The sequence below is a fragment of the Streptomyces sp. XH2 genome (assembly GCF_049725035.1).
Lineage (GTDB): Bacteria > Actinomycetota > Actinomycetes > Streptomycetales > Streptomycetaceae > Streptomyces > Streptomyces roseoverticillatus.
In genome coordinates, this window is record NZ_JBMMMZ010000013.1 from 308051 (window position 1) to 321452 (window position 13402).

The following is a 13402-nucleotide window of genomic DNA, read 5'->3' on the forward strand; positions in this document are numbered from 1 at the left end:
GCGGCTTCCGCCGTGACGACCGTCGTGATGACAACCGCTCCGGCGGCTTCCGCCGCGACGACCGTCCCTCCGGTGGCTTCCGTCGTGACGACAACCGCTCCGGCGGCTTCCGCCGTGACGACCGTCCGTCGGGCGGCTTCCGTCGCGACGACCGCCCCTCGCACGGCGGCGGTTTCCGCTCCGGCGGCAGCGACCGTCCGTTCAACCGTGACCGTCGTGACGACCGTCCGGCCGGCGGCGGCTTCCGTTCCGGCGGCCACGACCGCCCGAACGGCCGCCGCGACGACCACCGCGGTGGCGCCGGTTCCTTCGGCCGCCGCGACGACAAGCCGCGCTGGAAGCGCAACGGCTGATAACCGCAGGTGATTTGGGGCCCGTACGGCACTTCGGTGGCGTACGGGCCCCGCTGCGTCTGCGAGTCCGTCCGACTCATCGGCCATAACGACTCGGGATAACACGGTCGGCCGGGCTATGCTGCGGGGTGCGGGCCGTTAGCTCAATTGGCAGAGCAGTGGACTTTTAATCCATTGGTTGTGGGTTCGAGTCCCACACGGCCTACGCGATGAGGGTCCGGCTTTACGCCGCTGACCTGCTGTGGAGCGCCCCGTCCGGTTCTTGCCGGGCGGGGCGTCCGGCGTTGTGGGGGGTGTCTGCGCGGCCATGGCGTGCCCATCCGGACGGGAGCGGTCCACGAATTCCTCGTGAACCAGCGGGACATGTGGCGGGTGCTTCGACGAACCCCACCGATCCTGACAGACCTCACCGATCCCGATGGAGCCGACTGATCCCGACGGACCTGACTGATCCCGATGGAGCTGACTGATCCCGACGGACCGCTGCGGGCCGGCTGATCAAATCCACGCGCTCCGGCTGCTCCACGACGCCTTCGCCGGACCGGGTTCGCACGCCTTTGCCGGACCGGGTCCGCAAGCCTTCGCCGGGGCCGGATCCGCCGGGGGGCGCACGGGCCGCGCACGCCCCACCCTCCGAGCCACCCTTGGACGCCCCCCGCGTGCCCGGCCCTCCGCGCACCCAGTTCCCCGAAACCCCGCACCCGCCTTGTGTTCGCGCCGCTACGGTAAGTGCGCGGGGTGGGTGCGGCGAGGGCCGGGAGGTCGGAGGCATGGAGAACTCGCGAGCCGGTGGGAGCGGAAGCGGAAGCGAGCGAGGGGAGCGGGGAGACCAGTCCCCGGCGTGCAGGGCGCACAGGGGGCGCACGGAGCACGGCCAGGGGCCGGCCGGGCCCGCGGGAGCCGCGCGGGCCGGGGCGGGAGCCCCGGGGGCCGCGGCGGGGGCCCCAGGGTCCGAGATGTCGCCCGCCGAGCACGTGGCGACACTGCTGAAGCGGGCCCAGAACGGGTTCGAGATCGGCGAGCCGGTCCTGGCCCGGCTGGGGACGGCGCTGATGCATCAGGCGGAGCTCCGCTCGTACCGCCAGCGCAACGACGAGCACCGCCCGCTGCGCTGCAATGCGTACCGGCACGTCTTCCTGCTGGCCGACGGCAGCAGCCTGCTGCTGTTCGAGCTGGAGCACGACACCGGCCCGGAGGACGCCTTCGTCTACGAGCTCTACGCCGACGAGGACGCCCTCGACCGGGCCGAGCGGCGCGTGCACGAGCGGATCGGCGGCGGGATCGGGCCCGGCAGTGAGGGCGACGAGCTGCCGGCCTGGCTGGCGGAGGAGCTGCTGCTGGCCATGGGGCCGGTCCAGCCCCGCCGGGAGTACGTCGCCGACGCCTCGCCCGACCACGCGCGGCGGCTGCTGCGGCGCGCGGAGAACGAGGACGGGCCCGGCGAGGTGGTGCGCGAGCTGCTCCAGGGGGCGCTCGGCCACCACATCGCGCTGATCACCAAGCCGAGGCGCCGGGGCGCCGGGCGCGACGCCACCTGGTGCCGCTTCTACGAGCATGCGTTCCTGCTGGAGGGCGGGGGCGAGCTCAGCCTCTGGGAGCTGGAGCACAACATGAACAGGGACGGCCGCCTGGTCTGCGAGGTCTACCTGGACGAGACGGAGGCCGAGGTCGCCGCGGACCGGCACGCCCGCGCGCAGGGCGTGGAGCTGTAGGAGCGGGCAGGCACCGTCGGCGGGCGGTGGAACGGGGGCCGCCGACGTGTGCTAGGGAGCAGTGCGTGCGTGTGCTACGCTGAACTGACGTTTCAGTTGTGGTACCCATGAACTCGTGTGCGCCTGACGGTTATGTGAACCGACGGCGCATTTTTGTTTTTGCCGGTCTATTCCGGTGTGGGGCCCATTGCACCTTTCGGCATCCGTCGAGGGTGTATCCACTAAGGAGATAGACATGGCTACTGGCACCGTGAAGTGGTTCAACTCGGAAAAGGGCTTCGGCTTCATCGAGCAGGACGGCGGCGGCCCCGACGTCTTCGCCCACTACTCGAACATCGCCTCCAACGGCTTCCGTGAGCTGTTCGAGGGCCAGAAGGTTTCCTTCGACGTCACGCAGGGCCAGAAGGGCCTGCAGGCCGAGAACATCGTCGCCGCCTGACGATGATGCCCGCCCGGACCGCCTGACGGCGGCCCCGGGCTCTGCATGAAGCACACAGGCAATGGGGCCCGCACCACTGGGTGCGGGCCCCATTGCTGCCCCCGCGCCGGCCGGCGCCCGCTGTGCACCGGCCGTCGTCGTCCCGCACCCAGCGCGCCCAGGCTTTTCCGCCGTTCTGCCGTTCCCGCTCCTTTTCCTTGAGGGCGGCGGCCTCGCGATGCGAAGTCTCCTTTCCGGGCGTGTCCACCCCCTTTGAGGGAAGGTCCCACCCGCATGACTCGCTCCGCTCGTCCGACGACCCGCTCGCCCCGCGGGCCCCAGCAGAACCGCTCCGATCGCTCCGACCGGCCCGGCCGCGGCTCCCAGCAGGGCCGTGGTGGCGCCCGGCCCGCGAACCGCCGGCCCGCCGCCCCCCAGGGCGACTTCGAGACCCCGGTGAGCACGACCCCGGCGCTGCCGCCGGTCGCGTCCTTCGCCGACCTGGACATGCCGGCCGCGCTGCTCTCCACGCTCACCCGCGAGGGCGTCACCGAGCCGTTCCCCATCCAGGCCGCGACGCTGCCGAACTCGCTCACCGGCCGTGACGTCCTCGGCCGCGGCCGCACCGGCTCCGGTAAGACCCTCGCGTTCGGCCTGGCCCTGCTGGCCCGTACGGCCGGCCGCCGCGCCGAGCCCGGTCGCCCGCTCGCGCTCGTTCTCGTCCCCACCCGCGAGCTGGCTCAGCAGGTCACCGACTCGCTCGCCCCGTACGCCACCGCCGTGAACCTGCGGACGGCCACGGTCGTCGGCGGCATGTCGATCGGCCGCCAGGCCCAGACGCTCGCGCGCGGCGCCGAGGTGCTCGTCGCCACGCCGGGCCGCCTCGCGGACCTCATCCAGCGCGGCGACTGCAAGCTCGGCGACGTGCGGATCACCGTCCTGGACGAGGCCGACCAGATGGCCGACATGGGCTTCCTGCCGCAGGTCACCCGGCTGCTCGACCAGGTCGACCCGGAGGGCCAGCGGATGCTGTTCTCCGCGACCCTCGACCGCAACGTCGACCGGCTCGTCCGCCGCTTCCTGTCCGACCCGGTGACGCACTCCGTCGACGCGTCCGTGGGCGCGGTCGCCACGATGGACCACCACCTGCTGCACGTCACCGAGACGGACAAGAAGGACACGGTCACCCGGATCGCCGCCCGCGACGGGCGCGTGATCATGTTCGTGGACACCAAGCGCGGCGCCGACCGGCTGGTGAAGAAGCTGCTCTCCGAGGGCGTCCGCGCCGCCGCGCTGCACGGCGGCAAGAGCCAGCCGCAGCGCAACCGCACGCTGGACCTCTTCCGTACGGATCAGGTCACGGCGCTGATCGCCACGAACGTCGCCGCCCGCGGCATCCACATCGACGGCCTCGACCTCGTCGTGAACGTCGACCCGCCCATGGACCACAAGGACTACCTGCACCGCGGCGGCCGTACGGCGCGCGCGGGCGAGTCCGGCACGGTCGTCACGCTGGTGCTGCCCGAGCAGCGGCGCGAGATGAGCCGGATGATGGCCACGGCCAAGATCTCCCCGAACGTCGTCACCGTCGGCCCGGACCACCCGGAGCTCGTGCGCATCACGGGCGCCCAGGAGCCGAGCGGCGTGGCGGTCGTCATTCCTCCGCCGGTGCCGGCCCAGGCGACGCCGCGCAAGCGCAGCGGCGGGGGCTCGGGTGCCTCCGCCGGAGCGGCCGGCGGGGCTGCGGCTGCTGCCGGGTCGCGCGGGTCCCGGGGCACGCGCGGGTCGCGTGGCGGTCGTGGACGCGGTCGCGGGGAGGGCTCTGCCGGGGCTTCCTCTTCCGGTTTTGGTTCCTCTGGTTCCTCTTCCGGTTCCTCCTTCGCCGGCGGTGCCGGTCGTGGTGCGGGCTCCGGCGCGGGCCGCGGTGCCGGTGGCGGCGCGGGCCGTGGGGCCGGCGGCGGTGCCGGGCGTGCCGGTCGCGGTGGCAACGGGGGCGGGGGCGCACGGCAGCGCCGCGCGTCTTCCTGACGGCCGGGGGCCGGTGTCCGGCCCCTGACTGCCCGGGCCCCTGACTGCCCGGGCGCCTGACTGCTCGGGCGCCTGACTGCTCGGATGCCTGACTGCTCGGACGGCGGACCGGTCGGGCGGCGGACCGGTCGGGGTACTGACCGGTCGGGGTACTGACCGATCGGGATCCTGACCGGTCAGGTACCTGAGTGCCCGGGCTCCTGGCCCGGTGAGTTCCCCGATCGGCCGAGCACCGTTCGCCCGGTGACCTCCCGCCCGGAAGGGTGGGAGGGGTGAGCCGAACTGCCTGCCGCGCCGCGGGGCGCACCGTCCGCCGCGTTGCCCGTAGGCTCCCGGCCTTCCTGATCACCGGCGGCGCCCTCTTCGGGCTCGGGGCGCCCGCGAACTACACCTGCGCCCCCTTCCTCTCCGCCGCCCCCCTCGTGGCGGCGCCCCTGCACACCCTCCGCGCCACCGTCGCGGCCGCCCTGGCCGCGGTGGCGGTCGCGGTCGGCCTCGTGATCTACCACCGGCCGTCCGACACCGGTGAGGCGCTGGCCGAGATCGCCACCATCGGCACGGTCTCCCTGGTCGCACTGGGCATCAACCGCATCGCCCGCCGCAGCGACCAGCAGCTCGCCTCCGCCCGCGGCATCGCGGAGGCCGCTCAGCGCGCCGTCCTGCCCGCGCCTCCCTCCCGCATCGGCGGCCTGCGGGTGGCCGCGCGCTACGTGGCCGCGCACGCCGGCGCCCGGATCGGCGGGGATCTGTACGCGGTCCAGGACACTCCTCACGGCGTACGGGCCGTCGTCGGCGACGTCCGCGGCAAGGGCCTGGGCGCGGTCGAGGCCGTCGCCGTCGTGATCGGCGCCTTCCGTGAGGCGGCCGAGCAGGAGCCGACGCTGGAGGGGGTCGCGGGGCGGCTGGAGCGCGCACTGCAGCGGGAGGGCGCGCGGCGCGGGAACCTGGACCAGTACGAGGGCTTCACCACGGCCGTCCTGGCGGAGCTGCCGCCGGGGCAACCCGTACTCCGCCTGCTGAACCGCGGCCACCCGCCGCCGCTCCTGCTGCACGCGGACGGGCGGGTCGGCGCGGCCGACCCCACCGTGCCCGCCCTGCCGCTCGGGCTGGGGGACCTGGGGGTGTGGGCGGACCGGGCCGAGGAGCGGGAGTTCCCCGCGGGGTCGATGCTGCTGCTGATGACGGACGGGGTGACCGAGGCCAGGGACGCCGACGGCGCGTTCTACGACCCGCGGGCGGAGCTGACGGGTCGGCAGTTCAAGAGCCCGGAGGCGCTGCTGGACAGCCTGGTCGCCGAGGTCACGCGTCATTCGGGCGGTCAGGCGGCCGACGACATGGCGCTGTTGGCGATCCGGCGCGGCGAGCGAATCGAACAGCATTTCGTGGAAAGCATCGACAGGCTCCGTGGGCGGACGTCCTGTGAAGAGCTGTCAGGGAGAGCGGTGGATTCGGGCTTTCGGCTTGGAATCCACCCGGCATGTCTATTAACGTTCGATAACGGAGCGCGGTCGTCGCAACCGCCACAAGAGGCGGTGCACCGTGCGCCTTCGCCGAATCCCGCGGGCACAGCACCATCTGATACACCGGCACGTTCTGGGAACCGGGGAACCACCACCCTGGGGTGAATCGGGCCGCACGCGGCCCGTAGGAGACCTTCCTGCTCCGAACCCGTCAGCTAACCCGGTAGGCGAGAAGGAAGGAAAGGAGTGCCTTCGTGGCATCCAACGAGCCTGCCGATCCTTACGAGCTGCCCGCCCCTTACGAGCCTGCCGCCTCGTACGAGCGCACCTCGTACGAGCAAGCCGCTTACGAGCACACCTCGTACGAGCGCGCCTCCTACGAGTCCTACGGGCACGCCTCCTATGAGCAGGCCTCCTACGACCCGCCGCTCGTACCGGCGTACGCACCGCCGTACGAGCCGGACCCGGAGCCGTCGCACGGGGCGGACCGGCCCGCGCATGAGCGGTCGTACGAACCCTCCGCCTTCAGCGCCTTCTCGTTCGGCGCGGGCCGCGGGCGCCACCGCGTCGTCAAGCAGCGCGGCGGCACGATGGCCCGCAGCGGTGCCGTGCTCGGCGTGGGCGTCATCGCGGCGGTCGGCGCGGGCGGGATGGCGAGCGCCCAGGAGCGCCCGGCGGCCTCGATATCCGTGCCCGACCTGGCGCAGCTGCCGGGGGTGGGCTCGTTCTTCGCGGGGAGCGCGGCGGGCACGGCCGACTCCCTCGGCGAGGAGACCGGTGCGGCTGCTTCCGAGGTGGCCCAGGAGGCGGCGAAGGCGGGTGAGGCGCTCCGGGCGAGGATCATGGAGCAGGCCGATCACCAGCAGGGCGTGGCCGAGGACGAGGCGCAGGCGGCCCAGGTGAGGGTGGCCGCGGCGGCGCAGAAGCAGGCGGCGGAGCGCAAGGCGGCCGAGGCGGAGGCGGCGCGGACCGCGGCGGCCGCGGCGGCGGAGCAGAAGCAGGCGGAGCAGGGCCGGACGCCGGAGCGGACGCAGGCGCAGACGCGGACTCACGAGCGGACGCCGGAGAAGACAGAGGAACGGGCCCCCGAGAAGAAGCAGGCCGAGAAGCAGGCCGCGAAGCGGACGGAGAAGAGGGCGAGCTCGGGCAGGGCCTCCGCCCGTCGTTCCGGGCAGTCCGGAGCGTTCACCCTCCCCGTCGGCTCGTACACCCTGACGGCCGGCTTCGGGCAGGCGGGCAACATGTGGTCCGCGCACCACACGGGCGAGGACTTCGCCGCCCCGACCGGCACGCCGGTGAAGGCGGTGGGCGGCGGCACGATCACCCAGGCCGGCTGGGCGGGGGCGTACGGCTACCGCATCGTGCTGAGGCTCGACGACGGTACGGAGCTGTGGTTCTGCCACCTGTCGTCGATGGTGGCCACGTCGGGCAAGGTCGCTGCGGGCCAGGTCATAGGCCGGGTCGGCGCGACGGGCAACGTCACGGGGCCGCATCTGCACCTGGAGGTCCGGCCGGGCGGTGGCGCACCGATCGATCCGCTGGGGTGGCTGCGGGGCAGGGGCCTGCAGCCGTAGCCGACGGCGCTGCCGGGCGAGCGGAGCCGAAACGGAATACCTGCTCCGGTAAGGACGCTGAGATGATGCATGGCTGACATCCACAAGAAGATCGGCAACCTCTCCGTCCACCCGCTCGCCCTCGGCGGCAACGTCTTCGGCTGGACGGCGGACGAGGCGGAGTCCTTCGCGGTCCTCGACGCGTACGCGGCGGCGGGCGGCAACTTCATCGACACCGCCGACGTCTACTCCGCCTGGGTCCCGGGCAATCAGGGCGGCGAGTCGGAGACCGTCCTCGGCAACTGGTTCGCCTCGCGCGGCAACCGCGCCGACATCGTCCTCGCCACCAAGGTCGGCGCGGGCGTCCCCGAGCCGCGGGGCCTGCGCGCATCGGTGATCAAGTCGGGCGTGGAGGAGTCCCTGCGCCGCCTCCGCACCGACTACATCGACCTCTACTACACGCACTACGACGATCCGTCGGTGCCGGTGGAGGAGTTCATCACCGCGCTCGACGCGCTGGTGAAGGAGGGCAAGGTCCGCGAGATCGCGGCCTCCAACATCACGCCGGAGCGCCTGCAGGAGGCCCTGGAGTTCTCGGACGCCTCGGGTCTGGCCAAGTACGTGGCGATCCAGCCCCACTACAACCTGGTCTCCCGCGACACCTACGAGGGCGCCCTGGCGTCCGTGGCGGCGCGGCACGGCCTGGCGGCGGTCCCCTACTGGGCCCTGGCCTCCGGCTTCCTCACCGGCAAGTACCGCCCCGGGGCGGCCGTGGACAGCGCCCGCGCGGGGGCGGCCGGCAAGTACCTGGAGTCGGAGCGCGGCCTCCGGGTCCTGGCCGCCCTGGACCAGGTAGCCGCGGCCCACGACGCGGAGCTCGCGACGGTGGCCCTGGCCTGGCTGGCGGCCCAGCCGACCGTGGCCTCCCCGCTGGCCAGCGCCCGCACGGTGGACCAGCTGCCGGCGCTGCTGGCGGTGGCGGACCTGAAGCTCACGGAGGAGGAGCTGAAGAGCCTGACGGAGGCGTCGGCGTAACCGATGAGGGCCTCGGGCGGAAAAGACGCCGCCCGAGGCCCTGTCCTGCTGATCAGGCCCGGCTCTCCACCACCCAGGAGGCAAGGGCCACCCCACCGGCAACGGCGAACACGGAAGGCCAAGCCCCGATCTTCTTGGCCAGCGGATGAGACCCGCCGAACGCGGCAACGTACAGCCCGGTCAGCGCCGCGGCCTTGGGCGCCCCGACCGCCCCGGCCCACTGCCGAGCAGCCACCCCACCGGCCACAGCCAGCGCAACCCCACCAAGCGGCCGCTTCTTGGTCCACCGGGCAACCGCGTACCCACCAACAAGCCCACCCGCAGCAACCACACCCGCAGGAACCCGAGCCATCCCGCACCTCCGCATCAAGAAACCCAACGGTTTCGAGGCTACGCCGGGCTGCTGTCCAGCGTTGTGCGCGGGCCAGCAGCGCAGATCAACCAGCAGCGATGGTGGAGTACGTCCACACGTCGGCCGGCATCTCGTGCTTGAGCTTCCAGATGATGCCCATGGGGTTGCTGCCCTCGTGCGAGACGTACTCAGCCGGGCCCAGCAGCATCCAGGGCTGTGCGCCACCTATGTCGTTCTTCTTGTACCGGCGGACAAACAGGAAGACGTCTGAGCCCTGCGCCTGGTGAGTCTGGTACCGGACGCCTGTGGGCGAAGTGCTGGACGTCTGGTTCTGGGACTCCCAGTGGAAGAGCTCAGGGCTCCTCGCGTAGTCCTTGTAGCGCGTCTCCGGAGAGAAGTCCTTCTCATCTTTCTCAAGGGTGATGAGGAGAGCATCTACCTTGGCGTCCTGGCACCACTTCACCCCCTCACGGAAATGACCAGGCAGAAATCCTCCCAGCTCCGCTGCTCCCAGGGCGGGAAGGATCTCTTCTCTGCTGTAGGAGGCGTGCACGGTCAACGGGGTGTTGGCACGAGAGCCAATGAGCTGGACGGGGAGGTGCTGCGTGTGAGCGAGGTTGTAACTCAGAACCTGTCGCAGTTCGCTACGAAATGCTGTTTGGCCAGCAAGCGTACGGAAGCCTTCGTCGTATGAGGTGAAGTTACCGCCGAGTGGCCAAAGCGTGAAGAAGAGCATGCGGGCGTACGCCCGTTCGCGCTCGTCCAAGGCCTCGTACGTAGGGGCGCCGTCTTCGAGAAGCCGGCTGTAGGCAGTTACACGGTCGGGGTCGTCGACGTGGAGGAATGCTGCGACGCGCTTAAGTAGGGCCTCTTCGCCTTCGGGTCCGCCCTCGGGCAGGAGGCGGGCCCTGCGCAGCAGTCGCGTCCAGGAGTTGCCCGAGCGGTAGAGCTCCTTGAGCTCGCGCTGGCTCTCGCGAAGGTAGTCCGGAAGCTTGGGCAGAGCGTAGGCGGCAACCTCTCTCGTCAGCTGTGTGACGTTGACGTTGATCTGATTCTTGATGTTCTCCAGAATGCGTTTCTTGGACTTCCGATCGAGCACGATCTGGCAGCCGGAGGGCAGCAGCGGGAAGTCCTGCTCCATGTTGTCGACCAGGCGCTTGCGGGTGAGGTTGGTCAACGCGCGGAACTGCTCTTCGAAGCGGAACTCCTTGCGATGTTGCCCGATGAAGTCGAGGACCGTGAGGACGGCCTTGTCGGGCGTACGTCGCAGGCCGCGGCCGAGCTGCTGGAGGAACACGGTGGCACTCGAGGTAGGCCTGAGGAGGAGCAAGGTGTCCACGTCGGGGATGTCCAAGCCCTCATTGAACAAGTCGACGGAGAAGAGGATCTGGATCCTTCCGTCCCGCAGCTCGGTCAGAGCTTGAGCACGCTCGAAGGGCGGTGTTGAGCCGTCGAGGGCCTGGGCGTTGATGCCAGCCTGCTGAAAGAACTGAGCCATGAAGCGCGCATGGGCCACTGATACGCAGAAACCTAGGGCGCGCATGCTGCTTGGGTCAGTCACCTTGTCTTGTACGGCCTTGGCGACGAGGCGGGCCCTGGCGTGATTGCCAGTGAATAGCTTGTCCAACTCGTTTGTGTCGTAGGCTCCACGTTTCCACGTGAGACCTTCCAGATCCACGCTGTCGGCGATGCCGAAGTAATGGAAGGGGCTGAGTAGGTCATTTTCCAATGCCTCCCACAAGCGCATTTCAGCTGCGATGCGGCCGTCGAAAAACTCATCTTGAACGTTCTGGCCATCCATGCGCTCAGGTGTCGCGGTCAGGCCTAGGAGTTCTGTCGGCTTGAAGTGGTCCAGGACGCGTCGATAGGTCGGTGAGGCGCCATGATGAAACTCATCAATGACGATCACGTCGAAGTGATGCGGCGCGAAGCGTTCTAGAGCTTGAGCGGACAGGGACTGGACACTGGCGAAGACATGCGTCCATTCTTCGGGAATATTGCCGCCAACCCAGAGTTCTCCGAAGTTGGCGTCGTTCAAGACGTGTTGGTAAGTTGCTATGGATTGCTTGAGAATTTCCTTGCGGTGCGCAACGAAGAGGAGTTTGAGTTTGCGATCCTGAAGCGTTGTGCGTAGCGCCCGATAGTCGAGCGCGGCCATGACCGTCTTTCCTGTGCCTGTGGCCGCTACGAGCAGATTCTGGTGACGGTCGTGCACATCGCGTTCGATCTGCAGTTGCTCCAGCATGTCCTTCTGGTGCGGGAACGGCCGTACCTCCAGGCCGGACAGGCTGAGGGTCGTGCCGTCTCCCCGCTGCCTACCCCCAGCTTGCTTCAGTGCCTCGTCCAGCCGCTCTCCGTCCCTCTCCGGGACGTAGGTCTCGAAGGCCGCCTCGCTCCAGTACGAGTCGAACGTAGCCTCAAACTTCTTCAGTACTGATGGGGTCGCCACGGACGATAGCCGCACGTTCCACTCCAGGCCGTCGAGGAGCGCGGCACGAGAGAGGTTGGAGCTGCCCACGTAGGCGGTGTCGTAGCCGCTGTTTCGACGGAGCAGCCAAGCCTTGGCGTGTAGGCGCGTGGACCTGAGCTCGTAGTTGACCTTGACTTCGGCGTTGAAGTCCCTGACCAGACGGTCCAGTGCCTTCCGTTCCGTGGCTCCCATATAGGTGGTCGTGATGACACGGATGGGTACGCCTCGGGACGCTGCACCTTCGAGGGACTCTTCCAACACGCGCAGGCCGTGCCACTTCACGAAGGCGCAGAGCAGGTCAACGCGGTCCGCCGTGGCGAGCTCGGCTCGCAACTCGAAGCCTAGGTTGGGGTCCTCGGGTGAGTTGGTGAGCAGCGCGGTGTCGGACAGGGGGGTGGCGGGACGGACGGTGTAGGCGCCTGCGGCTTCCTGCTCGGCGATGGCGAGGAGCTGGCGTGGGCCATCTGCGATGACCTCGATCCACTGTTGCGCTCCTTCGAGACTGCTCATGGACTCGAGGATGTGGTTGGCCGCCGTTACCTGCTCGGACGGGTTCAGTGAGGCAAGGATCCGATGGACGGTTTGGCCGATGTGGCGCGCCAGCACGTGGGGAGTGGAGTGCTCGCCGACCGGTTGGGCGGTGGCCCGCCAGCCGTTGGCCTGCAGAGTCATCAGGTGCTCTTCGAGGCGAGAGGTGATCAGCTGCTCGTAGAGCCCTGGCACGGGCGTGTGGTGGCTGAAGCGTTCAGTCATGGACGTATGCCCCCCTTGTCTTCCAACCAATGGCCAAGTTCTACCAGCGGGGTACGACAGGGCGGTGGCACGTTCTGTACAGGGATCGCGCCCAACGGCGCGTATCTGTCGAGACTTGGCCGCATGGCGATGTCTTTCGATCGCTTCTGCATAGGGTCTGGTCATGGGGATCCGTGATCTGCTGCTTGAGATAGGTGCGACGTACGACGCCACCTTGGGCACGAAGGAAGATGTTCCTGCGCAGGCGCTCCTGCGCGACGCCGGCCAGCGCCTCGCTACGACCGTGCCAGTGGGCTACAAGGTTGAGGGGCACGGGGGGAACGGGAACGCGGCGGAGACGCCTTGGATCGGGGTCTTTGATCAGCGCCTGAACGACGACCCGAAGGCAGGTCTGTACCTCGCCTACATCTTCGCCGCCGACCTCGAGACCGTGACCCTCACGCTCCAGCAAGGTATGACCCGGCTGTCCGAAGAGCTGGGGAAGGGGGGTCGGCTCCGAAGCTACCTGGAGACCAGGGCAGCGGCGTTGCTGGCTGAGCTTGCGGCGGAGTCGGTGGCTGGCTGGGAAGCCCGACCCGACTTCAAGAGCGCGGTTGCAAGGCCGTTGTCCTATGAAGCGGGGAGCGTGGCGGCGCGTTGCTACGACCTGGGCGCCTTGCCGAACGAGGATGCCCTCCGCATGGACCTTTGGCACCTGGCCGAGGTCCTACAGCAGGCTGCTGCGGCCGAGGGGAGGGTCGCGGTCGAGACGGCGCCCAGTGGGCTACAGGTGTCCTACGTCGCGAAGGTGGACCACAGTAAGCCCAAGGGCCTGAAGGGCTTCCGCCCCAAGGACAGTAGCGACTACGTAGCTCACATCCCTGAGCGCACGATCAAGAAGACTCGCGATCACGAGGAACTGATCAACCGGTTTGTGGAGTACATCAGCGGTCGTGGGTTCACGGCAGACACCGAGCACCCCAAGGACATCGTGCTGCGGAGGGGCGGGCACGAATGGTTGGTGGAAGCCAAGACCGTGAAGCGCAGCAACCCCACATCGGCCGTGCGCGAGGCCGTAGGGCAGCTCTTTGAGTACAGCCACTTCCTCTACGAGGGCGACGGCGACGGGGGACACGAGGTTGCCAAGCCCTACCTGCTGGCGCTGTTCACCGAGGACATCAAGGCGTACGCCCCGTACCTGGAAAGTCTGGGCATAGCCTCGGTCTGGATGACCTCCGGGGGCTGGGAAGGCACTCCGTCTGCGGTCGCTGCCGGCCTGGTCGATTGAG

At 69.6% G+C, this 13402-nt stretch carries 8 protein-coding genes, 1 tRNA gene, 2 pseudogenes and 1 riboswitch; of the genes and pseudogenes, 9 read left to right on the forward strand and 2 right to left on the reverse strand.

The features are described 5' to 3' along the window. The 8 genes and pseudogenes from ACOTKD_RS27015 to ACOTKD_RS27050 form a co-directional block, all read left to right on the forward strand. Positions 1 to 353: pseudogene (locus ACOTKD_RS27015) on the forward strand (DEAD/DEAH box helicase); the annotation flags it as partial. Between the two features lie 132 nt (positions 354 to 485). Then, positions 486 to 558, forward strand: a tRNA-Lys gene (locus ACOTKD_RS27020). A 751-nt stretch (positions 559 to 1309) separates the two neighbouring features. Beyond that, positions 1310 to 2065, forward strand: coding sequence for a DUF6227 family protein (locus tag ACOTKD_RS27025; protein WP_424891568.1), 756 nt, complete (start codon positions 1310 to 1312; stop codon positions 2063 to 2065). 235 nt (positions 2066 to 2300) lie between these two features. Beyond that, positions 2301 to 2504: a cold-shock protein gene (locus ACOTKD_RS27030; protein ID WP_030367061.1), complete on the forward strand. Its 204-nt coding sequence runs from the start codon at positions 2301 to 2303 to the stop codon at positions 2502 to 2504. A 273-nt stretch (positions 2505 to 2777) separates the two neighbouring features. Beyond that, complete coding sequence (locus tag ACOTKD_RS27035) at positions 2778 to 4511, forward strand: DEAD/DEAH box helicase (protein WP_424891569.1); 1734 nt, start codon at positions 2778 to 2780, stop codon at positions 4509 to 4511. Positions 4512 to 4774: 263 nt separating this feature from the next. Further along, positions 4775 to 5869, forward strand: a pseudogene (locus ACOTKD_RS27040) (PP2C family protein-serine/threonine phosphatase); the annotation flags it as partial. A 213-nt stretch (positions 5870 to 6082) separates the two neighbouring features. Further along, positions 6083 to 6216, forward strand: a riboswitch (cyclic di-AMP (ydaO/yuaA leader). A 9-nt stretch (positions 6217 to 6225) separates the two neighbouring features. Continuing rightward, positions 6226 to 7545: a M23 family metallopeptidase gene (locus tag ACOTKD_RS27045; protein ID WP_424891570.1), complete on the forward strand. Its 1320-nt coding sequence runs from the start codon at positions 6226 to 6228 to the stop codon at positions 7543 to 7545. A gap of 69 nt (positions 7546 to 7614) precedes the next feature. Beyond that, on the forward strand, positions 7615 to 8559 hold the full coding sequence (locus ACOTKD_RS27050; RefSeq protein ID WP_424891571.1) for an aldo/keto reductase: 945 nt from the start codon (positions 7615 to 7617) through the stop codon (positions 8557 to 8559). Positions 8560 to 8611: 52 nt separating this feature from the next. On the opposite strand, the gene ACOTKD_RS27055 is transcribed toward ACOTKD_RS27050, so the two are convergent. Further along, the gene (locus tag ACOTKD_RS27055) at positions 8612 to 8911 is read right to left on the reverse strand and encodes a hypothetical protein (protein WP_424891572.1); all 300 of its coding nucleotides are present in this window, start codon (positions 8909 to 8911) and stop codon (positions 8612 to 8614) included. 85 nt (positions 8912 to 8996) lie between these two features. Next, positions 8997 to 12134 carry a DUF3427 domain-containing protein gene (locus tag ACOTKD_RS27060; protein WP_424891573.1) on the reverse strand — a complete coding sequence of 1046 codons (3138 nt, stop codon included), beginning with the start codon at positions 12132 to 12134 and terminating at the stop codon, positions 8997 to 8999. Between the two features lie 163 nt (positions 12135 to 12297). Here ACOTKD_RS27060 and ACOTKD_RS27065 point away from each other — a divergent pair, with 163 nt between their 5' ends. Beyond that, positions 12298 to 13401: an MrcB family domain-containing protein gene (locus ACOTKD_RS27065; protein WP_424891574.1), complete on the forward strand. Its 1104-nt coding sequence runs from the start codon at positions 12298 to 12300 to the stop codon at positions 13399 to 13401. Position 13402: the final 1 nt, after the last annotated feature.

What these genes read in the sequence shown, in the direction of transcription:
- ACOTKD_RS27025 (WP_424891568.1), top strand. Translation starts at nt 1,310, where the DNA reads ATGTCGCCCGCCGAGCACGTGGCGACACTGCTGAAGCGGGCCCAGAAC.
- ACOTKD_RS27030 (WP_030367061.1), top strand. Translation starts at nt 2,301, where the DNA reads ATGGCTACTGGCACCGTGAAGTGGTTCAACTCGGAAAAGGGCTTCGGC.
- ACOTKD_RS27035 (WP_424891569.1), top strand. Translation starts at nt 2,778, where the DNA reads ATGACTCGCTCCGCTCGTCCGACGACCCGCTCGCCCCGCGGGCCCCAG.
- ACOTKD_RS27050 (WP_424891571.1), top strand. Translation starts at nt 7,615, where the DNA reads ATGGCTGACATCCACAAGAAGATCGGCAACCTCTCCGTCCACCCGCTC.
- ACOTKD_RS27055 (WP_424891572.1), bottom strand. Translation starts at nt 8,911, where the DNA reads ATGGCTCGGGTTCCTGCGGGTGTGGTTGCTGCGGGTGGGCTTGTTGGT.
- ACOTKD_RS27060 (WP_424891573.1), bottom strand. Translation starts at nt 12,134, where the DNA reads ATGACTGAACGCTTCAGCCACCACACGCCCGTGCCAGGGCTCTACGAG.
- ACOTKD_RS27065 (WP_424891574.1), top strand. Translation starts at nt 12,298, where the DNA reads ATGGGGATCCGTGATCTGCTGCTTGAGATAGGTGCGACGTACGACGCC.